Here is a 22,775-nt window from a genome sequence, read left to right as displayed (position 1 = left end):
ACAAAAGGCCCTCTCTGTCCGACACGCCATAGCCAGGTGGTCGTATTCTAGCGCAACTCACGGCTCATTGCCGCGATTTCGCCGAATAGATAGAACACGCCTTTGTCGGAAAAGGGCCAAAACACGGCATTACGAAGATTTAATGTGCACTGCACAATGGATGCGCACCCGGCATGGCCGCTGGCCGAAGCTACCGCCAGTCCCGAGGAAATCCTATTTCAACATCGGCCAAAGCGTCGCCGCCAGCAGCACGCCCATGGCGATGTTGAACCATTTCAGCCGTACCGGATCCGACAGGAAACCGCGCAGCGCCGTGCCGAATCCCGCCCATACCGAGACGCTCGGCAGGTTGACGATGGTGAAAGTCACCGAGATCAGCGCCACCGACAGGAACGGGTGCTCCGGATTGCTGTAGACGGCCATGGCGGTGATCGCCATCACCCAGGCCTTGGGATTGACCCACTGGAACGCCGCCGCATCGATGAAGCGCATCGGCCGCCCGCTTGCCTCGCCCTTGCCTGCGAACGAGCGCGACATGGCGATCTTCCAGGCGAGGTAGAGCAGATAGGCGGCGCCGGCGATCTTCAACGCCGTATGCAGCGCCGGAACCGCCGTCAGCACGGCGCCAAGACCAAGGCCGACGGCAAGCAGCAGCACCAGGAAACCGATGCTGATGCCAAGCATATGCGGCACGCTCCGGACCAGGCCGAAATTCACACCTGAAGCCAGCAGCATCAGATTGTTCGGCCCCGGCGTGATCGAGGTCACCAAGGCGTAGACCAAAAGGGCAAGGAAGGCGTCGAGGGTCATGACGGCTCACAAAGGTCAGTAATGCTGACTTAAGTCGACCGGGCGCCGGACGCAACTTCATTCGATTGGGCCAATGCGCCTGCCGCGATCCGACGGCTGATTTCCCGGGCACGCCCGACCGGATAAATTCGGGCGATCAGTCTCGACGACGGCTATACTTCAGCCACCAAAGAAACCAACTGAAGACGACGATGCATCCGGCATGGAAGAAGATTCCATCCCAGAATCTCGTTGGATTGTCTGCATAGGCGACCCATTCAACGGTTCGTCCGACAGGGACAGTCATCGTCACCCGGGCATGGGCAAGCACCCAAATCGAGAATGCGATCATGGCGTACATCATCACATGTATCGCCAGTTCTTGTCGCGGGGTCATGCGCCACCAATTCTCAAACCGTCTTTCGGACTGCCTTGTCCTAACGTGAACGCAGAATCTGAACGCCGTATGAATTCTTACATGCCCTGCGGGCCGCGGTTCATCGCCGCAACGCCGGTCCGGCAGATCTCGACCAGGCCGAGCGGCTTCATGATGGCGATGAACTGGTCGAGCTTGGAGCCCTTGCCGGTGATCTCGAAGATGAAATGCTCGGTGTTGGCGTCGATGACCGAGGCGCGGAAGGCGTCCGCCAGCCGCAGCGCCTCGACGCGGGCCTCGCCGGTGCCGGCGACCTTGACCAGCGCCAGTTCCCGCTCCAGCGGCCGCTCCTGGCCGAACTCGTGCGAACGCACGGTAAGGTCGACGACCCGGTGCACCGGAACGATGCGCTCGAGCTGATGCTTGATCTGCTCCAGCACGTGCGGCGTGCCGCGGGTCACGATGGTGATCCGCGACAGGTGCTTTTCATGTTCGGTCTCGGAAACGGTCAGGCTCTCGATGTTGTAGCCGCGCCCGGAAAACAGGCCAATGACCCGGGCAAGCACGCCCGGCTCGTTGTCGACCAGCACGGAAAGCGTGTGGTTTTCCGGCCGCTCCGTTTCCTTGGCGATGAAGTAGGCGGAGCCGGTCGGTTGAAGGTGCTGTGCGTTCATGACATGAATCTCGATTTCAACTCTTGATCTAACGATCTGTTTCCGCACGGCTTCTCGCGACAGCCCTGCCCTGGCTTCGCGCTTTAGACCAGTTCCCTGCCCTTGGCGTCGATGGCGTTGGCCACGACTTCGTCGGTCGCCTCGTCCGGCAGCAGCATCTCGTTATGTGCCTTGCCCGACGGGATCATCGGGAAGCAGTTGGCGAGCGTCGCCACGCGGCAGTCGAACAGCACCGGCTTCCTGACCGAGATCATCTCCTTGATGGCGTCGTCCAGTTCGTCGGGCTTTTCGCAGCGGATGCCGTGGCCGCCATAGGCTTCGGCCAGCTTGACGAAGTCCGGCATCGCCTCGGTATAGGAATGCGACAGCCGGTTGCCGTGCAGCAGCTGCTGCCACTGGCGCACCATGCCCATGTACTGGTTGTTGAGGATGAAGATCTTGATCGGCGCATCATGCTGCACCGCCGCGCTCATCTCCTGCATCGTCATCTGCACCGAGGCGTCGCCGGCGATGTCGACGACCAGCGCATCGGGATGCGCGATCTGCACGCCGAGCGCCGCCGGCAGGCCGTAGCCCATCGTGCCCAGCCCACCCGACGTCATCCAGCGGTTCGGCTTCTCGAAATGATAATGCTGCGCTGCCCACATCTGGTGCTGGCCGACCTCGGTGGTGATGTAGGTGTCCATGTCCTTGGTCAGTTCGTAGAGCCGCTGGATGGCGTATTGCGGCATGATGACCTCATGGTTCATCTTGTAGGCGAGTGAATCGCGACCGCGCCATTTGGCGATCTGCTCCCACCAGGGATAGAGCGCCTTCTTGTCGGCCTTGGCGGTCGCCCGCCACAGCCGCACCATGTCCTCCAGCACCCGGCCGACATCGCCGATGATCGGCACTTCGGTGTGCACGTTCTTGTTGATCGACGACGGGTCGATGTCGATGTGGATCTTGCGCGAGTTCGGCGAGAACGCTGTCAGCCGGCCGGTGATGCGGTCGTCGAAGCGGGCGCCGATGCAGATCATCACGTCGCAATCATGCATGGCCATGTTGGCTTCGTAGGTGCCGTGCATGCCGAGCATCCCCAGCCAGTTCTTGCCCGATGCCGGATAGGCGCCGAGCCCCATCAGCGTCGAGGTGATCGGGAAACCGGTGAGATCGACCAGTTCGCGCAAGAGATGGCTCGCCTCCGGGCCGGAATTGATGACGCCGCCGCCCGAGTAGATGATCGGCTTCTTCGCGGTCGCCATCAGCTCGACCGCCGCCTTGATCTTCTCCAGATCGCCCTGGACCTTGGGCTGGTAGCTGGTGCGGGGCGCGATCTGCGGCGGGACATAAAATCCCTTGGCGAACTGCACGTCCTTCGGAATGTCGACGACCACCGGGCCGGGACGGCCGGTCGTGGCGACATGGAAGGCCTCGTGGATGGTCGCCGCGAGTTCGTTGACGTCCTTCACCAGCCAGTTGTGCTTGGTGCAGGGGCGCGTGATGCCGACCGTATCGCATTCCTGGAACGCGTCGGAGCCGATGAGCGACGTCGGCACCTGCCCGGTCAGGCAGACCAGCGGGATCGAATCCATCAAAGCGTCCTGCAGCGGCGTCACCGCATTGGTGGCGCCGGGGCCCGAGGTCACCAGCATGACGCCGGCCTTGCCGGTCGAGCGCGCATAGCCTTCCGCCGCGTGGCCCGCACCCTGCTCGTGCCGCACCAGAATGTGCTCGACCTCGTCCTGCTGGAAGATCTCGTCATAGATCGGGAGAACCGCGCCGCCGGGATAACCGAAGACATGCTTGACGCCATTGTCCTTCAGCGCCTGCACCACCATTTCGGCGCCCGTCATTTCGGCTCTTGGCATTTCGCGCCGTTCACTTTGTCCGTTGCTCATCGGTTTGGTCCCGTACTGTCGCCCTTTGGGCGTTGCCATCTGGCTGCTGCTGGTCGTTTAGTCGTGTTTTAGGCAATAAAAAAGGCCCCCGAGGGAGCCTGTGTGTTGCGCATGGGAGGTTTTCGCCCGGCGGTTACACCGCCTTGCCCACGCGCCTTCCTACGAGAATGAGTGCCTTTTTCATGATGGCGGACACTAAGGGCGGGCAAGGCAGGCTGTCAACGGCAAAAATCGCGACGCCGATGAAGCCGCTTCCCNGATGGCGGACACTAAGGGCGGGCAAGGCAGGCTGTCAACGGCAAAAATCGCGACGCCGATGAAGCCGCTTCCCAATTTGAAAAATACCCGTTTGAAAAATACCCGTCACGATTTCGCGACGGACACGGCGTCAAACCGGCTTGGCAGCATGTTTTCCGGATAAGTCCTTGAAGCCACGCGAAACTATGGTGGGGCGTGACGAAGGCTATTCTCATTGCCAATACTTGATTGTCCGGCTTTGCAAGTCGGGAGGAGCAACCATGACGGCCTGGATTTCACGGAGGAAAACTTATGCTCGACAAGGCCCCAAACAAGAAACTGTCCGACCTGCTCGACCAGTTCGGCGCCGCCCTCGCCGCCAATGACATCGAGAAGGCGGTCGGCTGCTTTCAGGAGGACTGCTACTGGCGCGACCTCGTCACCTTCACCTGGAACATCAAGACCATGGAAGGCAAAGACCAGGTCCGCGACATGCTGAAGAGCCAGTTGTCCGGGACAAAGCCGTCGCATTGGGCGCTCGCCAGCGGTGAGGACGCGACCGAGAGCGACGGGCTGATCGAGGGCTGGATCAGTTTCGAGACCGAAGTGGCGCGCGGCTTTGGCCATGTCAGGCTGAAGGACGGCAAGATCTGGACGCTGCTGACCACCATGGTCGAATTGAAGGGCCACGAGGAACCGGCCGGCTTCGCGCGGCCCATGGGGGCCAGGCATGGCTCGGGCAAGAACCGCCCGACATGGAAGGAAGAACGCGAGAAAGAGGCGGCCGAACTCGGCTTCAAGACGCAGCCCTACACGGTCATCATCGGTGGTGGCCAAGGCGGCATCGCGCTCGGCGCACGGCTACGGCAGCTCGGCGTGCCGACCATCATCATCGAGAAGAACGAGCGCGCCGGCGACAGCTGGCGCAAGCGCTACAAGTCGCTCTGCCTGCACGATCCGGTCTGGTACGACCATCTGCCCTATATCGATTTCCCGAAGAACTGGCCGGTCTTCTCGCCCAAGGACAAGATCGGCGACTGGCTGGAAATGTACACCAAGGTGATGGAGCTGAACTACTGGTCCTCGACCGAGGCCAAGAGCGCCACCTATGACGACGAGAAGAAGGAATGGACGGTCGTGGTTCACCGCGACGGCAAGGACATCACCCTGAAACCCAAGCAGCTGGTGCTGGCCACCGGACAGTCCGGCAAGGCCAATCTGCCGAACTTCAAGGGCATGGAGAATTTCAAGGGCGACCAGCATCACTCCTCGAAGCATCCCGGCCCCGATGCCTATGCCGGCAAGAAGGCGGTTGTCATCGGCTCCAACAATTCCGCCCACGACATCGCCGCCGCACTTTGGGAAGCCGGCGCCGACGTCACCATGGTGCAGCGCTCGAGCACCCATATCTCCAGATCCGACACGCTGATGGAAATCGGCCTGGGCTCCCTCTACTCGGAACAGGCGGTTCAGAACGGCATCACCACAGCCAAGGCCGATCTGATCTTTGCCTCCCTGCCCTACAAGATCCTGCACGAATTCCAGATCCCGGCCTATGCCGAGATGAAGAAACGCGACGCGGCGTTCTACATGGGACTGGAAAAGGCCGGTTTCATGCTCGACTGGGGCGACGACGAGTCAGGCCTGTTCATGAAGTACCTCAGGCGAGGCTCCGGCTACTATATCGATGTCGGCGCTTCCCAGCTGGTCATCGACGGGTCGATCAAGCTGAAGAGCGGTGTCGACGTCGAAGAGATCAAGCAGCATTCGGTTCTGCTCAGCGACGGGTCGGAACTGCCTGCCGACCTTATCGTCTACGCCACCGGCTACGGCTCGATGAATGGCTGGGCCGCCGATCTGATATCGCGCGAAACGGCGGACAAGGTCGGAAAGTGCTGGGGCCTCGGCTCGAACACCACCAAGGATCCCGGCCCTTGGGAAGGCGAGTTGCGCAACATGTGGAAGCCGACGCAACAGGAAGCGCTGTGGTTCCACGGCGGCAATCTGCACCAGTCGCGCCACTATTCGCAGTTCCTGTCGCTGCAATTGAAGGCCAGGCATGCCGGGCTGCCGACGCCGGTCTACGGACTTCAGCAGGTGCACCACAAAGGCTAACGGCACACCCAGCCTTCTTGAATCTCCGCGCGGCATGTTCGCCGCGCGGGCCTTCGTTTCAGCCGCGCAACGTCACGCCGCTCGCCTTGGCCCAGCGCTCGATAACCTTGCGCTCGTCGGGCAAGGCGGGGCGGGCCGGCCGGGCCGCCCCCGCGATCGATCGGCGATGCGGTGGGGCCGCGCCAGTCAGGCGATCGCGGCACGCATCCGGCCGGTATGCGGCGACCGCATTGTCGCCGTCGAAGCAGAAACACATGGGCGGTCTCCTCCCGGTGACTGGTTGCGTCAGGCGCGGTTGGCGAAGTCGCGAACGACCCGCTGCAGCAACGGCACATAGTCGCGAAACGCCCGCGTCTTCATGTCGGCGACCTTGCCGCCCTCGTCCCAGATGCGAACCCGAACCGCTTCCTCATGGAACGGGTTCTTGCGGAACTCGGCCACCTCGTCGGCGTTCATCGGTCCGCCCTGCAGCGACAGCGTATGAACCGAAGCCGGCGACAGCTTGGAGAAATAGGTCGCGTCGGTGGCGCAGAGATAGCGCTTGGCCGCCACATGCAGCCTCACGCATTCGACGATGACAGGCGGAAAGAAGGGCGCCAGCACCTCGCCGCCGGCTTCGTCATGGTGCTTGTCCTCGACATCCTCGGGCGAGTAGGTGCCGAACTCGCTGGTATAGTGGCCGATATCGTGCAGCAGCGCGGCCGCCACCAGCACCTCGGGCGCACCGTCCTGCTCCGCCAGCCATGCCCCCTGCAGCATGTGCTCGGACATCGTCACCGGCTCGCCCAGATAGGATTCCGCACCCCGGCGCTCGAAAATGTCGGTGATGAATTCGACGATGTTGTCCGCGTTCAAATCCTGGCCGCTCATTCCGCGGCCTCCTTGAAACCTTGCTCGATCGCGGCGAGCGTCGACAACAGACCGTCCTTGTCGGCATAGCACCCTTGCAGCCAGCGCTTGCCGGTGCCCGAAAACGCCTTGCGGGCATGCATGACCCGCGTGTTGTCGACGATGAAGGCCTGGCCGGGCTCGAGCTTGAAGGTAACTTCGAAGGACGGATCCTCGATCAGCTCGGCGAACCGGCGATAGGCGGCGTAGTAGGCGCCCATGTCGGCGAAGGGGACGTCGACGGCCGGCGCCAGCGAGCGGTTGTTGAAGCGGATGCAGATCAGTTCGCCATCGGGACCGAGCTCGATCATCGGACGCTTGGCCTGCAGCCGCACGCCCGACGAGCCGGCATATTCGAAACGCGCCGGACATGCACTCAACAGCCGGAAGCCTTCCGGGTTCTCGGCCTGCAAGGCAGCCGCGACGGCAAAACCGTCGACAACGCTCGATTCGCCGCCCTCCACCGTATTCTCGATGCAGGACAGGATCTGCAGCGTCGGCACCGGATCGCGATAGGGATTGTCGGTGTGTGCCTGGAGGCCGAGATTGGTGTAGGCAAGATTGTTTGGATTGACCTCGGCGCGCACCTCGAACCAGCGGCCGTAATTGGTTTCCCTGATGTAGCCGAACAGGTCGGACACTTTGCAAAGGGCTCCGGATTCGGCAGGCAGGCCGTCCATCACCGCAAAGCCATAGGTCCTCACCGCCGAAAGGCATTCCCGCAGGACACCGCGGCTGTGACTGGCTGCCGGGTAACTGGCGCGCGGCAGCGAATTCTGCATCGTCGCTTTGGTCCAGCGCTGGATGATATCGCCTGTCCAGCCGGGCTGGCGGAGCTCATCGCGGTCATAGGCGTTGGCACTCAGCCATTGCGCGGGAAAGCTGACCGTTTTTCCTTCCGGCACGAAGCTGACCTCCAGCATGCCGGCCTTGATCGCCGCCGCGCCAATTCTCGTCTCGGCCGGAATGTCGAGGATAGTGATGAGGCGCTGGCCGTTGCCGGCGCTGCGAGTCTTGTCGTCGAGCGCGTTGTCGCGCAGCCAGATGGCGTGAAAGCGGGTGCGCCTCCCATCCTTCCAGCCAAGTTCGATGGTTCTGCCTTCGTCGCCGACCAGTGCGTGGGTGAGCATGGAAATCCGTCCTGTCCGCTACACCCCACGGTCCGATCCGCAGGGTTTCGATTGCATGTTCGCCCCACGGCAGGCATAACTCAAATTATCATTTTTTGGCCAAAGACTGTGGATAGCTAATGGCTCGAAAAACCGTTCCCGCCTTGCCGTCGCTCGACTGGCTGCGCAGTTTCGAGGCCGCTGCGCGGCTGTCGAATTTCACGGCTGCGGCGGCCGAACTCGGACTGACCCAAGCGGCCGTCAGCCAGCACATCCGGTTTCTGGAGGAGCGGCTGAAGACCCGGCTGTTCTCGCGGCTGGCGCGAGGCGTCGCGCTGTCGCCGGAAGGCGCCGCCTACCTGCCCCACATCCAGTCGGCCTTCGCCACCATCTCCAGCAGCACGACCGAACTGTTCGAGCCGCGCGCCGTCCAGACCGTCTCGATCCGGGTGCCGATCTCCTTCGCCTTGCTGGTGCTGGTTCCGGCACTTCCCGATCTCGCCGGGGCACTGCCGCGCATCCAGCTCGATCTTGTGACGATCCACCGCCCGACCGACTACGATCTGCCGGGGTCGGCACTCGACATCCGCTTCGGCAACGGCGCCTTTCCCGGGCGCGAGGCCGACAGGCTGACCGCCGAGCGGCTGGTGCCGGTGGCGGCTCCAGCCTTGGCCGCCGACGCCGATTGGACATCCCTGCCGCTGCTTCTGGTCGCCGGCGCACGCGAAATGTGGGCGGAATGGTTCGCGGCGGCCGGATTGGCTGGCCACCTCCAGCGATCGCACCGCTTCGACAGTTTCGTCGCCGCCATGGAAGCGGCGAGCGCCGGTGCCGGCGTGCTTTTGGGGTCGCGCCCTCTGATCGATGCGGCGCTCGACAGCGGCACGCTGGTCAGGCTCTCGGATTTCGAGCTTTCCAGCAGCTCGGGGCATTTCCTGACCAAGGCATCGACCGCACGGCTCACCAGCGCCGAGCAGGATTTCCGCACCTGGCTGCTGGGGCGCTTCTCCGGTGTGGCCTCGTCCTGACTATACCCCTACCCGTGTGCCGATACGCTTCCAGTAGATCAGCGTGCCGGTCAGGCCGCCATGCGGTTTCAGCGCATAGTCCGGGATTTCGCCGGCCAGGGTGAAACCAAGCTTCTCGTAGAGGCCCGCAGCGCCTTCCTCCGTCGCCGTATCCAGAACCAGCAGCGTGCGCCCCTTCTCGACGGCGACACGCTCCGCGGCCCGCATCAGGCGCGTCCCGATACCCCTGCCCCGGTGTTCGACCGATGTCATCAGCTTGGCGATCTCGGCCCGGTGCGGCTGGTTGGGTGGGCAGTCGAGCAGCAGGGTGACCGTGCCGACCAGGGCCTTGCCGTCCCAGGCGCCAAGCACCGCCCTTTCCCCTTTTGCCGCGGCTGCCAACGATCTTTCCCAGAATGCGGTCGCCGCTTCCGGCGCCAGCGGATGCATGAAGCTGACCGATCCGCCGGCGGCAACCGTTTCGACCAGCAGGTCAGTCAGCATCGACAGCGTGTCCGGACGTGCGCCGAGGGCTTCGATTTCGATGGAATTCATGCCTTCGATATCCTTTGGAAACAGTGAAAGGAGGGTGACGCAAGCTCGCCCCCGGTCAGCCCAGTTGGCGCACGCGGCGCCGTTTGCGCGCGGCCTTGATGGCGCTGATGCGGTCGGTGTCTTCTTGCCCGAGATGGAGCCCGCGCTCCAGGATCTCGAGCGTGTATTCCTCATAGGTCAGGCCCAGCCGCTCGGCCTTGTCCATCCGCATCAGCATGACATCGCGGCTCGGCGCCTTCCATGCCTTGGCATGAGCGGCCTGCCAGGCGAGGAAGATGTAGGGCTCGCCCTTGCCCCATAGCGGTCCCTTGTACTCATCGAGAGGCGGCCCCCCATTGTGGGAGCGCTTTGGCCGTCTTGCCATGATCTCAGCCCCTGACCAGCGCCACGAGATAGTCGGCGCCCGGCTCCAACGCATGGAAGGTGCAGTCCGACGGCGCTCCGAGCGCCAGGCAGTCGCCGGGCTCGAGCTTGTGCGCCACATCGCCTTCGATGAATTCCAGCCGCCCGGAAATCAGCCATATCTGCTGTTTGATGAAGGCGTAGGACGCGGCCGGAAAACTGACCTTGGCGCCCGCCGGCAGATGCACCTTGATCAGTTCGAGCGGCATGTCGCAGGCCGGCGAAAGATGCCGCCTGACATAGCCGGTATCGGGATCGCGCCATACCGGCTGATCGCCCTCGCGCAGCAGCCCGCCGCCCTGCAATTCCGCCCGCGCGATCAAGGTCGACAGCGTCATGCCGAAGGCGGCGGCGATCCGCACCAGAAGAGCCGCGGTCGGGCTGGTCTTGCCGCGCTCGATCGTGCTCAGCATCGCCTTGGACACCGCGGATCGCTCGGCAAGCTCCGCCAGCGACCAGTCGCGCATGATCCTCTCGGCGTGTATCCGCCTGCCGATGGTGGAGGAAATTTCGTTCGCTATATCATCCATTCGTCCAGTATAACGAAATTCCAAGATTGGAGACAAGATGGGAGAAGAGCCATCCCACGACAATTTTAACTGGCTCTTTAATCCTCTCTACACCATCCGACCTCACCCGACCTTAACCCCGTTCCTGTAGGTTCGATGCTCCAGGGAAATGGGGATTGTCCTGTCCATGTTTGTCGAACGCGAAGCTTCCGTCGGAGAACCGACATCGCAGGAGCGCCGCCACGCAGAGCAGAACGACAGGCGCATCCTTGGCAATGTCGTGCAATGCGACGGCGCCCGCGCCACCATCAGCGCCTTTGCCGACGAAGTCGACGGCGCGGTCACCGGCCTGTGGACGGTCGGCAAGATGATCTCGATCAATCTGGGCACGACGCGCACCGTTGGTCTCGTCTATGCGATCGGCAAGTCGGACCGCGCCTGGAACAATGAAGGCCAGAACGCCATCGAGGTCAGCATCGAGTTGATCGGCGAAGTGCGTGACGGCGCCGAGCCCGGCGCCAAGCCGATCTTCGACCGCGGCATCACCACCTATCCGCATATCGGCGCCGTCGCGCACCGCATCCGCAGCCGGGATCTGCAGGCGGTCTACGATCTGGCCGGGCGCCATTCCATCACCATCGGTTCGCTGTCGCAGGACGAGACGATCGCCGCCAACATCGCCATCGACGACACGCTGGCGCGGCACTTCGCCATCGTCGGCACCACCGGCGTCGGCAAGTCCACCGCCGTCTCGCTCCTGCTGCGCAAATCGATCGCGGCGCGGCCGGATCTGCGCATCCTGATCCTCGACCCGCACAACGAGTTCGCGGCATCGCTGCCCGAATATTGCGTCAGGGTCGATTCCAAGACGCTCGACCTGCCGTTCTGGATGTTCAAGCTTGAGGAGTTCGCCGAGGTGCTGTTTCGCGGGCGCGAGACGGTGCCGGAGGAGATCGACGCGCTGCGCGACCTCATTCCGCTCGCCAAGAACCTCTACCGCAATCCGAATTCGGGCGCCTACCTCAGGCGCGGCAACGATGCGCTGACCGCCGATACGCCGGTACCCTACCGCATCGCCGACCTGCTCAAGCAGATCGACGAGCGCACGGGCATGCTCGAAAGCAAGAACGAGCGCCCGACGCTCAAATCATTGAAGACGCGCATCGAATCGGCGGCCGCCGATCCGCGCTACCGCTTCATGTTCAGTTCGCGCCTGATCGAGGACACCATCCACGAGACGATCGGCAACATCTTCCGCGTGCCGCATCATGGCCGGCCGGTGACCTGCTTCGAGATGGCCGGCATGCCCTCCGAAGTGGTCAATTCCGTCTGTTCGGTGCTGGCGCGCCTGGCTTTCGACCTTGCTTTGTGGAGCGAAGGCAAGCTGCAGCTTCTGTTGCTGTGCGAAGAGGCGCATCGCTACATGCCGGCCGATGCCCGCCTCGGCTTCGCGCCGACCAGGCACGCGCTGTCGCGCATCGCCAAGGAGGGCCGCAAATACGGCTGCTATCTCGGTGTCGTCACCCAGCGTCCGGGCGAACTCGACCCGACCATCCTGTCGCAATGCTCGACCTTCTTCGCCATGCGCCTCGCCAACGAGCAGGACCAGGCGATCATCCGTTCGGCAATCGCCGACTCGTCCGCCTCCACACTCGCCTTCCTGTCGTCCATGGGCCAGCGCGAAGCCATCGCCTTCGGCGAAGGCGTGGCGACAACCATGCGGCTGAAGTTCGAAAGACTGCCCGCCGAGTTGCTTCCAGGCGCTGCGAAGCGAGAGCAGCAGGAGGCGGCGAAATTAAACGACGACGTCGATCTGGTGGCGATCGTCGAGCGGCTGCGCAACGTGCCGAAGCCGCAGCCGCAAGGCATGCCGTTCGCCGAAGTGGTCGATTCCGGCAGGCAGGCAGGCGATCCCGACTACCGCAAGCCGCCAGCCACCACCCGCGTCCAATCGGACGACGATTTCGACATGCGCTACGGCCTCAAGCCCGCCACCTTCGGCCTGCGCCCGCAGAACGATTGAGCCTGGCGTCAAGTCCGTCCGTCGATAGCTCCGAGCAACATCCAAGGGCCAGCTTCGTTGGCCAGCTTGGGCAAATCCCATCAGGGAATTCGTCAGGCTGAGTCCGGGTGGTGCTGTTTTCGAGAACCGGAGCGGAGCGGACATTCAGTCCGTGAGCACCGGAAGCGCAGAAAACAGCGGCAAACGGCCAGCCTCACGAATTCAATGATGGGATTTTAGGCGCAGACGCGGTTGCGGCCTTGCCTCTTCGCCTCGTAGAGTTGGCGGTCGGCGCGGCGATAGAAACCTTCCGCCGTTTCCTGCCTGTCCCAGACGGCAAGGCCGACACTGGTCGTGATCTTGAGCCGGACATTGCCTGTCAGCACCGACATGTTGGCGATCGCCTTGCGGATGCGCTCGGCAAACTTGCCCAGAAGCTCCGCGTCCATGTTGGGCGTAACCACGGCAAACTCCTCGCCGCCCAGCCGCGCCACCACGTCGTGGTAGCGCGTCATGTCCTTCAGGCAACTGGCCACGGCCCTCAGCACCTCGTCGCCGACGTCGTGGCCGTGTGTGTCGTTGACCTGCTTGAAATGATCGAGATCGAGGATCATCAGCCCGACCGGCTTTTCGATGCGCCTGAACTCTTCGAGATATTCCTTCAGCGCGTCATCGAAATAACGCCGGTTCTGCATCCCGGTCAGGCTGTCGGTCAGGGCCGCGTGCTCGAGCGTTTCGGAGCGCGCGCTGAGCGAAACCGTCATGGCGCGCAGCTTGCCTTCCTCCGTCGCCTGTTTGCGGATCAGCGGGTAGATGAAGAAGATGCCGAAAAACAGTGCGGTCGCAAGCAACACGCCGGTCGCGAACAAGAGCTTGTTGAGGTAGATGACCTTGTCCAGGCCCGAAGCCGTATGGAGTTCCGTGGCGAAGGATTGCAGTTGTCCATAGGCATGCAGCGTCACCAGGCCCGCGGCCAGGATCACGAAGATAAAGACGAAAAATGCTGATTCCGCCTTATGGAAACGCATCTGCTCCCCGATGGAAAAGTGCCCATCGACTTTATGGCACGGACCGACTTACGGAGCGTTAACTTGGACAACCTCGGCGGGAACTCTTTCCTTGGGGTCAACTTTTCAGGTTGTATTAGCAACAAGTGCTTGGATCGTGGTTTCGAGATCGTCACCAGGGCGCAATCTTTGCCATTCCGGCCCCAGTTGATGCCGGAACCAGGTCGCCTGCCGCTTGGCATATTGCCGGGTCGCGATCTTGGCGCGTTCGATCGCCTCGGGAAAACTGGATTGCCCGGCCATCGCGCCCTGCAGCTCACGAACGCCGATCGCCTTCATCGCCGGCAGGTCCGGATCGAGACGAAGGGCCGCAAGTTGCCTGACTTCCTCCAGCGCACCTTTGTCCAGCATCTGGTCGAAACGCCTTTCGATGCGATTGACCAGCATGGCCCGGTCCGGCTCGATGACCAGGAAATGCGCCGTCTGCCTGTCGATGAGTGGCCGGCCGCGCTCGGCTTGCCATTCCAGGATCGATCGGCCGGATGCGTCGAGCACCTCGAGCGCGCGCACGATGCGCTGGCTGTCGGTGGGCTTCAATTGCATGGCGGTTCTCGAATCCTCGCGCAGCAGGATGCCATGCAGCTTGACCGATCCCCGTTCCTTCAGCTCGTAGCGCCAACGGTCGCGCACCTGCTGGGGAATGTCGGGCATGTCCGAAATGCCCTCTGCCAGCGCGCGGAAGTAGAGCCCTGTGCCGCCGACGAAGATCGGCCGCCGCGAGAGCGCGCCGTCATCGATCAGCTTCGTGACGTCGCGCAGCCATGCTCCCGTCGAGTAGGCGGTGCCGGGATGGACATGCCCATAGAGAAAATGCGGCGCCCGTGCGAGGTCGGCTGCCTCCGGCCTGGCGGTCAGCAGGTCGAGAACCGAATAGCCTTGCATGGAATCGGTGTTGACGATGACGCCACCCGTGCGTTCGGCCACGTCGAGCGCCAGTGCCGACTTGCCGCTGGCGGTCGGCCCGGCTATCAGGATCGCGTTCGTCACGCGGCCTTGGCCCGCACCTGCGCCGGAATTCTCGATGCCGCTCATTGCCACGCTTGTTTCCCGTCCCGCTGACCGCGCTCTGTCGCCGTCGCTTGCGAATATGGCCTCGCGGTCGGTGGGCGCAAGCGCCGTCGTCTGGCTGGCCGAAGGAATTGCTTGCGATCTTGCCCTGCTGCAAGAAGCCGACGCCGCCGAAACCACCGCCGTCCTGCGCGCCGCGCTGGCCGCGGAGCCGGTCGACGTGATCGTCCAGCAGGCTGACGCCAGGCGAAAGAAGATCCTCATCGCCGACATGGATTCGACCATGATCGACCAGGAATGCATCGACGAACTGGCCGACGAGATCGGCGTCAAGGATCGTGTTGCCGTCATCACGGCGCGGTCGATGAATGGCGAGATCGCTTTCGAACCAGCGCTGCGCGAACGCGTGGCGCTGCTGAAGGGCCTCGAAGCCGCCGTGGTCGACCGCATCGTCACCAACCGGCTGACATTGGCCTCGGGCGGCCGCGCCCTGGTCCAGACCATGCGCGCCAACGGCGCCTGGACGGCGCTCGTGTCTGGCGGCTTCGAAGTCTTCACCACGCGCATCGCGGCCATGCTTGGGTTCCAGGAGCACCGTGCCAACCGCTTGCTTGAACAGGACGGATGCTTCACCGGGCTGGTCGGCGAGCCGATCCTTGGCCGCGCCGCCAAGGCCGACGCGCTGCTCGAAATCACGGCCCGCCTCGGCCTGACTCCGGCCGATGCGATCGCTGTCGGCGATGGCGCCAACGATCTGGACATGATCCGCATGGCCGGCACCGGTGTCGCGCTCCATGCCAAGCCGACCGTGGCGGCCCAGGCCAAGGTTCGGATCGACCATGGCGACCTGACCGCATTGCTCTATCTGCAGGGCTATCGCCAGGAAGAATTCGTGCAATGAAACCAATGCGAACCGAGCGCCTGATCCTGCGCAACTGGGAAGATCGCGACCGCGACCTGTTCCACCGCATCAACTCCGACGAACGGGTCATGGAATTCTTCCCGTTCCGCGGCGACCGCGCCCAGGCGGACGCCAAGATGGATGAGTTCCGCGCCCGGATCGCTGAGGATGGTTACGGTTTCGCGGCAGCCGAAATTGTCGCCACGGGCGAGTGCATCGGCTTTGTCGGCCTGCTCGACACCGATCATGTGCCGTCCCTGCCGGCCGGCACCGTCGAGATCGGCTGGCGGCTGGCGCCTGAGTTCTGGGGCAAGGGTTACGTCACCGAGGCAGCCGAGGCGTGGCTGGCTTACGGCTTCGAGACGCTTGGCCTCGATGAAATTGTGTCATTCGCCGTCGCGGCCAACCGCCCCTCCACGGCCGTCATGGAACGTCTCGGCATGACAGCCGATCCATCGGCCGATTTCGATCATCCCGACATTCCCGACAGCCACCCCGCACTCAAGCGGCATGTGCTCTACCGGCTTTCGCGCAAGGACTGGCAAGCAAGAAAAAAGGCGGCCGGTTAGCCGCCTTTTTGAATCGCCGGATTGAAATCTCAATCCATCCTGATCGTCACGAAGCGCAACTCTCCGGTCTTCGACGCCAGCATCAGCAGCGCGTTCTTGCGCCCCTGCTCCTTAAGGGCGCCGATCCGGTCCATGACGTCCTTGGGCGTAGCGACCGATTCCTGGGCGATCTCGGTGATCACCTCGCCGGGCTGGATGCCGCGCTCCGAGGCAGCCGAATCCTTGGCGACATCGGTGATGACGACGCCCGACACGTCGGCCGCGATGCTGAACTTCTTGCGCGTCTCGTCATTGAGTTCGCCGACGGTCATGCCGAGCACGGAAGCCGTCGAGACGGCCGGAGCCTTGTCGCCCTTGTCCTGGTCGGTGTTGCCGCCTTCCTCGGCGCTGGCAGCCTTCTCGCCATCCTCGAGCCGGCCGAGCGTCACCTTCACGGTCTGCTCGACGCCCTTGCGCACGATCAGCACGTCGACCGCCTTGCCGACCGGGCTTTCGGCGACCACGCGCGGCAGGTCGCGCATTTCATGGATGTCCTTGCCGTCGAACTTGAGGATGACGTCGCCGGCCTGGATGGTGCCGTTGTCGACAGGACCGCCCTTGATGACGCCGGCGACCAGCGCGCCCTTGGCGGTCGCCATGCCAAGGCTCTCGGCGATGTCGTCCGTCACCGGCTGGATGCGCACGCCAAGCCAGCCGCGCCGTGTCTCGCCATACTGGCGTAGCTGTTCGACAACGCCCGAGGCGAGCTGCGAGGGGATTGAGAAGCCGATGCCGATCGAGCCGCCGGACGGCGAAATGATCGCCGTGTTGATGCCGATGACCTCGCCGGCGCTGTTGAACAGCGGTCCGCCGGAATTGCCGCGGTTGATCGCGGCGTCGGTCTGGATGAAATCGTCATAGGGGCCGGAATTGATGTCGCGGTTGCGGGCCGAGACGATGCCGACCGTGACCGTGCCGCCAAGGCCGAACGGATTGCCGATCGCCATCACCCAGTCGCCGACGCGCATCTTGGTGGAATCGCCGAACTTCACCGCCGTCAGCTTGTGGCCTTTCGGATCGACCTTCAGCACCGCGACATCCGTCTTGGTGTCGGTACCGACCAGCGTCGCCTTCAACGTTATGCCGTCGGAGAAGTTGACCTCGATGTCGTCGGCGTCGGCGATCACATGGTTGTTGGTGACGACGATGCCCTGTTCGGCGTCGATGACGAAACCGGACCCCAGCGACTGCACTTTCTGCGCGCCATTGTCCTTGTCGCCGCCGCGGTTCTTGAAGAAATCGTCGAAGAAGTCCTGGAAGGGCGAGCCCTCGGGCAGCTGCGGCATCGGCACCGCGCCCGGACCTTCCGTGCCCTTCACCGTCTGCGAGGTCGAGATGTTAACCACCGCGCCGAGCAGGCCTTGCGCAAGGTCCGCCACCGAGGCAGGCCCGTCGGCGGCCAATGTCGGGGTCACGAAGGACGGGACAGCAACGGCGCCGACGAGAAGCGCCGCCGCGCCAGCGATGAACGTCCGCCGTGCCGCGCGCAAGAAGAGTGTGGATGTCATTGAGAAGCCTCCCGGTATGTCTGAAAAAGAAAGCGCAATGGCCAAGATACCGCGTTGCGCCATGTTGGCAAAAAATACGGCACGTTTGCGGCTATGACTGTCGGCAGAGGATAAATCCTCCATTATTCCGGAGACGAAAGCCGGCCGCTCTCATCCGCCGCGCACCAGCCAGACGATGCCGACACCGATGGCGATCGCCACCAGGCCGCCGATCCGCAACGCATTTTCCGGCATGGACAGCACCTCGCCCGCGAGCTTCCTCGCAAAGCCGGGGAAACCGCCATAGACCAGGCCCTCTATGACAAGGACCAGGCCTATCGCCGCGAAGAAATCCTGCACCGGCCCGTTACTGGCCGGTGCTGGGTTGTGTCGCCGGCGCGGCGGGCGCCGGTGCCGGGTTTGCCGGCCCTTCCTTGCCGTCGGGATTGCGGAAGAAGCGGAAGAACTCGGAGCTCGGCGACAGCACCATCGTCGTCCCGGTGTTGTCCAGCGCGGTGCCATAGGCATTCATCGACCGGTAGAAATCGAAGAAAGCCGGGTCGCGCTGGTAAGCTCCCGCGAAGGTGGCGCTGCGCTGGGCTTCGCCCTCGCCGCGCAGGATCTCGGACTCCTTCTGCGCTTCGGCCACGATCTCGACGACTTCACGATCGGCGCGTGCCGTGATGCGCTGTGCCGCTTCGTTGCCGCGTGCCCGCAGCCTGGCGGCCTCGGCCAGCCGCTCCGCCTTCATGCGATCGTAGGTCTGCTGCGAAACCTCGGCCGTCAGGTCGGTACGGCGGATGCGGACATCCTCGATCTGCAGGCCAAGCGACGTGGCGTCGGGCCGGAGCTGATCGCGCACTTCGCGCATCATCACCGCACGCTGTTCCGAAAGCGCGGCCTCGAAGTCGCGCAGACCGTAGACGCGGCGCAAGGCAGCGTCGAGACGCGTCCTGAGCCGCGCTTCCGCCAGTTCGATCTGGCCGGACACGGCGGCACGGAAGACGCGCGGATCCGAGATGCGATAGGCGATGAAGGCATCGACTTCGTAGAATTTGCCGCCCGACACCTGGACGCGGATATTGTCCAGGTCGAAGCGCAGCACCCTGTTCTCGATCAGTTGCACCGTGTCGGCGTCGAAGAACGAGAACGGCGCCTTGAAATAGATGCCGGGTTCGCTCTTGACGTCGACGATCTCGCCGAACCTCAACACCAGCGCCTGCTGGCGCGCATTGACCACGAAGACGGAGGAATAGATCAGGAAGAGGATGACCGCCGCGACGACGGCGACGATGGGAAGACGGTTGGCCATCACTGGTTCCCTCCCGTGTTCGCGGCAGGCGCGGCTGGTGCCGGCGGCTTGGGCTGCAGTGCAGGCAGCGGCAGATAGGGCACGACACCTTGTCCGTTGCCCTGCTCGACGATGACCTTGCTCGAGTCCTTCAGAACCCTCTCCATGGTTTCAAGATAAAGGCGTTTGCGCGTGACGTCGGGCGCTTTGACATATTCGTCATAGACCGAGATGAAGCGCTGGGCCTCACCTTCGGCTTCCTGCACGACCCTGTTCTTGTAGGCGGCCGCGTCTTCGCGAACCTGTGCCGCCTCACCGCGAGCCTGGCCAAGCTTCTGGTTGGAATACTGATTGGCCTGCTCGACGAACTTGTCCTCGTCCTGCTCGGCACGCTGCACCTCGTCGAAGGCGTCGGCCACTTCGCGTGGCGGTGCTGCGTCCTCTATCGAGACGGCGTTGACGTTGAGACCGGCCTTGTAGCCGTCCAGCGTCGTCTGGATGATTTCGCGCACCGACGCCGCTATGCCCTGGCGGTCATCGCGGAAGATGTCCTGTGCCGGCCTGCGGCCCACGGCTTCGCGCATGGCGCTTTCGGCGACCTGCCGCAGCATGCCGTCCGGGTCGGAGACGTCGAACAGATAGGCCCGAGGATCGGACACCTGATAGGCCACCGAAAACTGCACGTTGACGATGTTCTGGTCGCCCGAAAGCATCAGGCCGTTGCCGCTGGTGTTGCCGCCGCCAATGTCGACGAGCTGCTCGGAAATCTTTGCCGTCTCGACGGTTTCAAGCGGCCACCAGTGGAAATGCAGGCCGGGCTGGGAGAGTTCAGGCTTCGGCTTGCCAAAGCGCAGTTCGACCGCGACCTCGTCCGGCTGCACGGTATAGACCGCCTGGAACGCCCATAGAACGACCAGTACAGCGGCGATCAGCCCGAACACGGCCGGGCTGGCGCCGCCACCCCCGGGCAGCGCGCGCCGCAGCCTGTCCTGGCCGCGGCGGATGATGTCTTCGAGGTCGGGAGGCGAGCCCTGCGGGCCGCTCGGTCCCTTTGGCCCCTGCCCCCAGGGTCCCTGATTGTTGCCGCCGCCGCCCCACGGGCCGCCGCCTCCGCCACTCTTGTCGTTCCAGGGCATGAATGTCCTTTCGCTTGGAATTCCCTCAAGCGCCGGAGTTACGGCGCAAATCCAGTGTTGTTCTTCTATAGGGTCGCCACGGCACGCTTTCAACGCGATGCGCCGCCGACTTCGTCCGATTTGGACCGCTCGCGACCCTTTGTCGTCTTTCAATGCCCTTTTTGTCTATCAATGTATCTCGCGGCGGCGCTCGTAAACCGAATAGCGCGTCGCGTGGCTGTCCTTTTCCCCGGCGGGAACCTCCTGCGCACTCACCATACGCCAGGATTTCGGGTCGATCGGCGGAAAATGCGCGTCGCCATCGACCGTGGCCAGAACATGGGTGACGTGCAGCCGGTCGGCCAGTGGCAGTGCCTGGGCATAGATCTCGCCGCCGCCGATGACGCAGACCTCGTCCACGCCGGTCATGCAGCGTCCGCGCACATTCGCCAGCTGGATCGCGGCTTCCAGCGTATGCGCCACCTCGACGCCCTCGGCGCGCCAGGCCTTGTCACGCGTGACGACGATGTTCAGCCTGCCCGGCAGGGGCCGGCCGATGCCTTCAAAGGTCTTGCGGCCCATGATGATGGGCTTGCCCATCGTGTCGGCCTTGAACCGCTTGAGATCGGTGGAGAGCCGCCAGGGCAGCCCGCCATTCCGGCCGATCACGCCATTCTCGGCGATGGCAACGTAGATCGCGACATGCATCAGTTCGCGTCCCCGCCGCTGCTGTCCGACGGTTCGAGCAGGAGGATGTCGATGTCGCGCTCGGGATAGAAATCGTCAGCGGTCATCTCGAAGCTCGTCGGCCCAACCTTTTTGACATTGTCGCCGCAGAACGAGACCAGCGCCTTCGGGTTGCCCTTGTCGATGGTCAGCTTGAACTTGCCGATGGTACCCGCCGCCCAATTGCCACCCGTGGTCAGGATATAGGCGATGCGGCTTTCATAATATTTCGGGTAGCCGTCGGGACTGTCCTTCGCAGCCTTCCGCACCGCTTTTTCAAACGTGTCGTCCATGCAGTAGCGAGTCTTGTAGGCCGCATATGCGCCCTGGAACTGGCCCTCGTTGAAAAAACTGACCGAAGAGGTGCCGCCGACGCTCGGCTTGTAGCGGTGCGCGACATGAACGTCCTTGTTGGCGGGAAACGTCGAGCGCCACCAATAGGTCGAGCGGAGCTGCCAGAACGGCGCATAGCTGGACTTCATACCGCTCCCGTCATCGGCGGTGTCCTCGATGATGATGCCGCGATTGACCCAATCGTCGGCCACCGCTTGCGGCAGCTTCGCCAGGGCAGCCTTGGCCGCGTCGCCGAACGGATTGAACGGCACATTCTGCGCCTTCAAATCGGCGCTGATGTCGATGCCGAGCGCGAACACCTTCTGCTCGAGCTGCGGCTTTGCCGCGACACCGTCGATCGTCACCTCGAAGCCGAGGAAGTTGTCGCTCTGGTTCTCGGGAATGGCCGGCATCTCTTCGGGATTGCCGGAAATGTCGGGCATCGGGAAGGCGACGATCGCATCGACATCCTTGTCGGTGTTGTTGTGGAAGACGTAGTCGACCGTCACCTTTTCGGGCGAGATGAAGAGATCCTCGCTTTGCATCGCCACGGCGTCGCTGCGCGACAGGATCAAGCCGCCGGTGCCGAGTTCGGCGACGGAATCATTGGCGAATGCGGGCACGGTCGAGAAGGCCAGCACCGCGCTCAGCATATATCGCAACATGAAAGCTCCCTCGGCGAGAATGTCGCGATGACCCTAGCCGTTTCAACGTGGCGTTTCAAAGCCCTTCCATATCCCATGACCGCGCCACGGTGTCTGGACTAACAGGCTCCGATCGGGCAGGAGTTCGCTCCATGCGCACGCTTCTCGTCATCGGCATCGGCGCCGGCAATCCCGACCACATGACTGTGCAGGCCATAACCGGCTTGAACAGGGCGGACGTCCTGTTTATTCCCGACAAGGGCGCGAAGAAAAACGAACTCGCCGACCTGCGGCGCGGGATCTGCGACCGCTTCGTCACCAATCCGAAATCGCGCCGCGTCGAGTTCGACGTGCCGGTGCGCGCCGAGCCTGCGCCCTCCTACCGCTCGACCGTCGACGACTGGCACGAAGCCATCGCCGCCATCTACGAAGCCCTGATCCGTGACGAGATCGCCGAAGGCGGCTGCGGCGCCTTCCTGATCTGGGGCGATCCGTCGCTCTACGATAGCGCCTTGCGCATTCTCGAGCGCGTGCGGCTGAGGGGCAATGTCGCCTTCGAACTGGAGGTCATCCCCGGCATCACCGCCATCCAGGCGCTGGCGGCCAGCCACAAGATGGCGCTGAACCGCATTGGCGATTCCATCCTGGTCACCACCGGCCGCAGGCTTACCGAAGAGGGCCTGGCCGGCAATGCCGGCAGCACCGTCGTCATGCTGGACGGCAAATGCGCCTTCAACACGCTGACCGACCAGGATGTCACCATCCATTGGGGCGCCTATCTCGGCACGCCGGACGAGATCCTCATTTCAGGCCGCCTCCGCGATGTCGGCGCCAGGATCGAACAGACCCGCGAGGAAGCCCGCCGGAAAAAGGGCTGGATCATGGATACGTATCTGCTGCGCAAGCCAGGCGAATAGGAAGACAATAAGGCAGTAGGGCAGTAGGGCAGTAGGGCAGTAGGTGAAGGATTTTTTATGCTGGAAAACAGCTACGAATTACTGCCCTACTGCCCTACTGCCCTACTGCCCTACTGCCCTACTGCCCTACTGCCC

24 protein-coding genes are annotated in these 22,775 nt (G+C 63.3%); 6 read left to right on the top strand and 18 right to left on the bottom strand.

The annotated features are described in order from the left end of the window. Window positions 1-213: 213 nt before the first annotated feature. The 4 genes from X741_RS146360 to X741_RS146375 all read right to left on the bottom strand — a co-directional run bounded on the left by X741_RS146360 (window position 214) and on the right by X741_RS146375 (window position 3,674). Window positions 214-810, bottom strand: coding sequence for a LysE family translocator (locus X741_RS146360; RefSeq protein WP_023779136.1), 597 nt, complete (start codon window positions 808-810; stop codon window positions 214-216). A gap of 136 nt (window positions 811-946) precedes the next feature. After that, a complete protein-coding gene (locus X741_RS146365) occupies window positions 947-1,186 on the bottom strand; it encodes a hypothetical protein (RefSeq protein WP_023779135.1) in 240 nt (79 codons plus the stop codon). 77 nt (window positions 1,187-1,263) lie between these two features. Then, a complete protein-coding gene (gene ilvN / locus X741_RS146370; protein ID WP_013894763.1) occupies window positions 1,264-1,839 on the bottom strand; it encodes an acetolactate synthase small subunit in 576 nt (191 codons plus the stop codon). Between the two features lie 83 nt (window positions 1,840-1,922). Then, a complete protein-coding gene (locus tag X741_RS146375; protein WP_023779134.1) occupies window positions 1,923-3,674 on the bottom strand; it encodes an acetolactate synthase 3 large subunit in 1,752 nt (583 codons plus the stop codon). A 594-nt stretch (window positions 3,675-4,268) separates the two neighbouring features. Here X741_RS146375 and X741_RS146380 point away from each other — a divergent pair. Then, window positions 4,269-6,071, top strand: coding sequence for an NAD(P)/FAD-dependent oxidoreductase (locus X741_RS146380; protein ID WP_023779132.1), 1,803 nt, complete (start codon window positions 4,269-4,271; stop codon window positions 6,069-6,071). A 58-nt stretch (window positions 6,072-6,129) separates the two neighbouring features. Here X741_RS146380 and X741_RS146385 read toward each other — a convergent pair whose 3' ends face one another. Genes X741_RS146385 through X741_RS146395 form a run of 3 tightly spaced genes read right to left on the bottom strand, consistent with a single transcriptional unit; the run spans window position 6,130 to window position 8,089 of the window. After that, complete coding sequence (locus X741_RS146385; RefSeq protein ID WP_023779131.1) at window positions 6,130-6,327, bottom strand: hypothetical protein; 198 nt, start codon at window positions 6,325-6,327, stop codon at window positions 6,130-6,132. A 29-nt stretch (window positions 6,328-6,356) separates the two neighbouring features. Then, window positions 6,357-6,941: an HD domain-containing protein gene (locus X741_RS146390; protein ID WP_023779130.1), complete on the bottom strand. Its 585-nt coding sequence runs from the start codon at window positions 6,939-6,941 to the stop codon at window positions 6,357-6,359. Further along, window positions 6,938-8,089 carry a gamma-butyrobetaine dioxygenase gene (locus tag X741_RS146395; RefSeq protein WP_023779129.1) on the bottom strand — a complete coding sequence of 384 codons (1,152 nt, stop codon included), beginning with the start codon at window positions 8,087-8,089 and terminating at the stop codon, window positions 6,938-6,940. Before X741_RS146395 ends, X741_RS146390 begins: the two co-directional genes overlap by 4 nt. 119 nt (window positions 8,090-8,208) lie before the next feature. Here X741_RS146395 and X741_RS146400 point away from each other — a divergent pair, with 119 nt between their 5' ends. After that, a complete protein-coding gene (locus X741_RS146400; RefSeq protein WP_023779128.1) occupies window positions 8,209-9,096 on the top strand; it encodes a LysR family transcriptional regulator in 888 nt (295 codons plus the stop codon). Here X741_RS146400 and X741_RS146405 read toward each other — a convergent pair whose 3' ends face one another. From X741_RS146405 to X741_RS146415, 3 genes are read right to left on the bottom strand one after another with little or no spacing between them, the layout of a single operon-like run. Beyond that, window positions 9,097-9,630 carry a GNAT family N-acetyltransferase gene (locus X741_RS146405; RefSeq protein ID WP_023779127.1) on the bottom strand — a complete coding sequence of 178 codons (534 nt, stop codon included), beginning with the start codon at window positions 9,628-9,630 and terminating at the stop codon, window positions 9,097-9,099. A gap of 55 nt (window positions 9,631-9,685) precedes the next feature. Further along, complete coding sequence (locus X741_RS146410) at window positions 9,686-9,994, bottom strand: hypothetical protein (protein WP_023779126.1); 309 nt, start codon at window positions 9,992-9,994, stop codon at window positions 9,686-9,688. A 4-nt stretch (window positions 9,995-9,998) separates the two neighbouring features. Beyond that, window positions 9,999-10,562, bottom strand: coding sequence for an XRE family transcriptional regulator (locus tag X741_RS146415; RefSeq protein WP_023779125.1), 564 nt, complete (start codon window positions 10,560-10,562; stop codon window positions 9,999-10,001). A gap of 166 nt (window positions 10,563-10,728) precedes the next feature. Between X741_RS146415 and X741_RS146420 the strand changes: the two genes are divergently transcribed. Next, complete coding sequence (locus tag X741_RS146420) at window positions 10,729-12,564, top strand: ATP-binding protein (RefSeq protein WP_023765051.1); 1,836 nt, start codon at window positions 10,729-10,731, stop codon at window positions 12,562-12,564. Window positions 12,565-12,779: 215 nt separating this feature from the next. Here X741_RS146420 and X741_RS146425 read toward each other — a convergent pair whose 3' ends face one another. Together X741_RS146425 and miaA are read right to left on the bottom strand one after the other, a co-directional pair. Next, window positions 12,780-13,571, bottom strand: coding sequence for a GGDEF domain-containing protein (locus X741_RS146425; RefSeq protein ID WP_023765052.1), 792 nt, complete (start codon window positions 13,569-13,571; stop codon window positions 12,780-12,782). Between the two features lie 105 nt (window positions 13,572-13,676). Then, window positions 13,677-14,642: a tRNA (adenosine(37)-N6)-dimethylallyltransferase MiaA gene (gene miaA / locus X741_RS0135480; protein ID WP_031250267.1), complete on the bottom strand. Its 966-nt coding sequence runs from the start codon at window positions 14,640-14,642 to the stop codon at window positions 13,677-13,679. Here miaA and serB point away from each other — a divergent pair. Both serB and X741_RS146435 read left to right on the top strand, forming a co-directional pair. Next, entirely contained in the window at window positions 14,632-15,519 is an 888-nt protein-coding gene (serB, locus tag X741_RS146430) for a phosphoserine phosphatase SerB (RefSeq protein ID WP_023779123.1), read from the top strand. The genes miaA and serB overlap by 11 nt on opposite strands. Further along, window positions 15,516-16,088, top strand: a complete 573-nt coding sequence (locus X741_RS146435; protein WP_023779122.1) for a GNAT family N-acetyltransferase — start codon at window positions 15,516-15,518, stop codon at window positions 16,086-16,088. The genes serB and X741_RS146435 overlap by 4 nt, the downstream gene beginning before the upstream one ends. A gap of 29 nt (window positions 16,089-16,117) precedes the next feature. Here the strand turns inward: X741_RS146435 and X741_RS146440 are convergent, their stop codons facing one another. The 6 genes from X741_RS146440 to X741_RS146465 form a co-directional block, all read right to left on the bottom strand. Beyond that, window positions 16,118-17,635, bottom strand: a complete 1,518-nt coding sequence (locus tag X741_RS146440; RefSeq protein WP_023779121.1) for a DegQ family serine endoprotease — start codon at window positions 17,633-17,635, stop codon at window positions 16,118-16,120. A gap of 150 nt (window positions 17,636-17,785) precedes the next feature. Next, entirely contained in the window at window positions 17,786-17,974 is a 189-nt protein-coding gene (locus X741_RS146445; RefSeq protein WP_013894746.1) for a DUF2065 domain-containing protein, read from the bottom strand. 7 nt (window positions 17,975-17,981) lie between these two features. Further along, window positions 17,982-18,926, bottom strand: a complete 945-nt coding sequence (locus tag X741_RS146450) for a protease modulator HflC (protein WP_023765057.1) — start codon at window positions 18,924-18,926, stop codon at window positions 17,982-17,984. After that, entirely contained in the window at window positions 18,926-20,041 is a 1,116-nt protein-coding gene (hflK, locus tag X741_RS146455) for an FtsH protease activity modulator HflK (protein ID WP_023765058.1), read from the bottom strand. Before hflK ends, X741_RS146450 begins: the two co-directional genes overlap by 1 nt. Before the next feature lie 168 nt (window positions 20,042-20,209). Further along, the gene (locus X741_RS146460; protein ID WP_023779120.1) at window positions 20,210-20,728 is read right to left on the bottom strand and encodes a dihydrofolate reductase; all 519 of its coding nucleotides are present in this window, start codon (window positions 20,726-20,728) and stop codon (window positions 20,210-20,212) included. Further along, a complete protein-coding gene (locus X741_RS146465; RefSeq protein ID WP_023779119.1) occupies window positions 20,728-21,744 on the bottom strand; it encodes a DUF4424 domain-containing protein in 1,017 nt (338 codons plus the stop codon). The genes X741_RS146460 and X741_RS146465 overlap by 1 nt, the downstream gene beginning before the upstream one ends. 131 nt (window positions 21,745-21,875) lie before the next feature. On the opposite strand from X741_RS146465, the gene cobF reads away from it, so the two are divergent. Next, window positions 21,876-22,640 (top strand): precorrin-6A synthase (deacetylating), encoded by a 765-nt coding sequence (cobF, locus tag X741_RS146470; protein ID WP_023779118.1) that lies wholly within the window; start codon window positions 21,876-21,878, stop codon window positions 22,638-22,640. Window positions 22,641-22,775: the final 135 nt, after the last annotated feature.

This window comes from Mesorhizobium sp. LNHC221B00 (assembly GCF_000502935.1).
GTDB classification, from domain to species: Bacteria; Pseudomonadota; Alphaproteobacteria; order Rhizobiales; family Rhizobiaceae; genus Mesorhizobium; species Mesorhizobium opportunistum.
Note: the sequence above shows the minus strand (reverse complement) of the source record. Positions and strands in the feature narration are given on the sequence as shown.

Bases quoted from the DNA above. Each gene is read 5' to 3' on its own strand.
- X741_RS146360 (WP_023779136.1), bottom strand. From the start codon at position 810: ATGACCCTCGACGCCTTCCTTGCCCTTTTGGTCTACGCCTTGGTGACC.
- X741_RS146415 (WP_023779125.1), bottom strand. From the start codon at position 10,562: ATGGATGATATAGCGAACGAAATTTCCTCCACCATCGGCAGGCGGATA.
- X741_RS146435 (WP_023779122.1), top strand. From the start codon at position 15,516: ATGAAACCAATGCGAACCGAGCGCCTGATCCTGCGCAACTGGGAAGAT.
- X741_RS146390 (WP_023779130.1), bottom strand. From the start codon at position 6,941: ATGAGCGGCCAGGATTTGAACGCGGACAACATCGTCGAATTCATCACC.
- X741_RS146380 (WP_023779132.1), top strand. From the start codon at position 4,269: ATGCTCGACAAGGCCCCAAACAAGAAACTGTCCGACCTGCTCGACCAG.
- cobF (WP_023779118.1), top strand. From the start codon at position 21,876: ATGCGCACGCTTCTCGTCATCGGCATCGGCGCCGGCAATCCCGACCAC.
- X741_RS146375 (WP_023779134.1), bottom strand. From the start codon at position 3,674: ATGACGGGCGCCGAAATGGTGGTGCAGGCGCTGAAGGACAATGGCGTC.
- ilvN (WP_013894763.1), bottom strand. From the start codon at position 1,839: ATGAACGCACAGCACCTTCAACCGACCGGCTCCGCCTACTTCATCGCC.
- X741_RS146385 (WP_023779131.1), bottom strand. From the start codon at position 6,327: ATGTGTTTCTGCTTCGACGGCGACAATGCGGTCGCCGCATACCGGCCG.
- X741_RS146405 (WP_023779127.1), bottom strand. From the start codon at position 9,630: ATGAATTCCATCGAAATCGAAGCCCTCGGCGCACGTCCGGACACGCTG.
- X741_RS146440 (WP_023779121.1), bottom strand. From the start codon at position 17,635: ATGACATCCACACTCTTCTTGCGCGCGGCACGGCGGACGTTCATCGCT.
- X741_RS146465 (WP_023779119.1), bottom strand. From the start codon at position 21,744: ATGTTGCGATATATGCTGAGCGCGGTGCTGGCCTTCTCGACCGTGCCC.
- serB (WP_023779123.1), top strand. From the start codon at position 14,632: ATGCCGCTCATTGCCACGCTTGTTTCCCGTCCCGCTGACCGCGCTCTG.
- miaA (WP_031250267.1), bottom strand. From the start codon at position 14,642: ATGAGCGGCATCGAGAATTCCGGCGCAGGTGCGGGCCAAGGCCGCGTG.
- X741_RS146420 (WP_023765051.1), top strand. From the start codon at position 10,729: ATGTTTGTCGAACGCGAAGCTTCCGTCGGAGAACCGACATCGCAGGAG.
- hflK (WP_023765058.1), bottom strand. From the start codon at position 20,041: ATGCCCTGGAACGACAAGAGTGGCGGAGGCGGCGGCCCGTGGGGCGGC.
- X741_RS146410 (WP_023779126.1), bottom strand. From the start codon at position 9,994: ATGGCAAGACGGCCAAAGCGCTCCCACAATGGGGGGCCGCCTCTCGAT.
- X741_RS146450 (WP_023765057.1), bottom strand. From the start codon at position 18,926: ATGGCCAACCGTCTTCCCATCGTCGCCGTCGTCGCGGCGGTCATCCTC.
- X741_RS146460 (WP_023779120.1), bottom strand. From the start codon at position 20,728: ATGCATGTCGCGATCTACGTTGCCATCGCCGAGAATGGCGTGATCGGC.
- X741_RS146425 (WP_023765052.1), bottom strand. From the start codon at position 13,571: ATGCGTTTCCATAAGGCGGAATCAGCATTTTTCGTCTTTATCTTCGTG.
- X741_RS146365 (WP_023779135.1), bottom strand. From the start codon at position 1,186: ATGACCCCGCGACAAGAACTGGCGATACATGTGATGATGTACGCCATG.
- X741_RS146395 (WP_023779129.1), bottom strand. From the start codon at position 8,089: ATGCTCACCCACGCACTGGTCGGCGACGAAGGCAGAACCATCGAACTT.
- X741_RS146400 (WP_023779128.1), top strand. From the start codon at position 8,209: ATGGCTCGAAAAACCGTTCCCGCCTTGCCGTCGCTCGACTGGCTGCGC.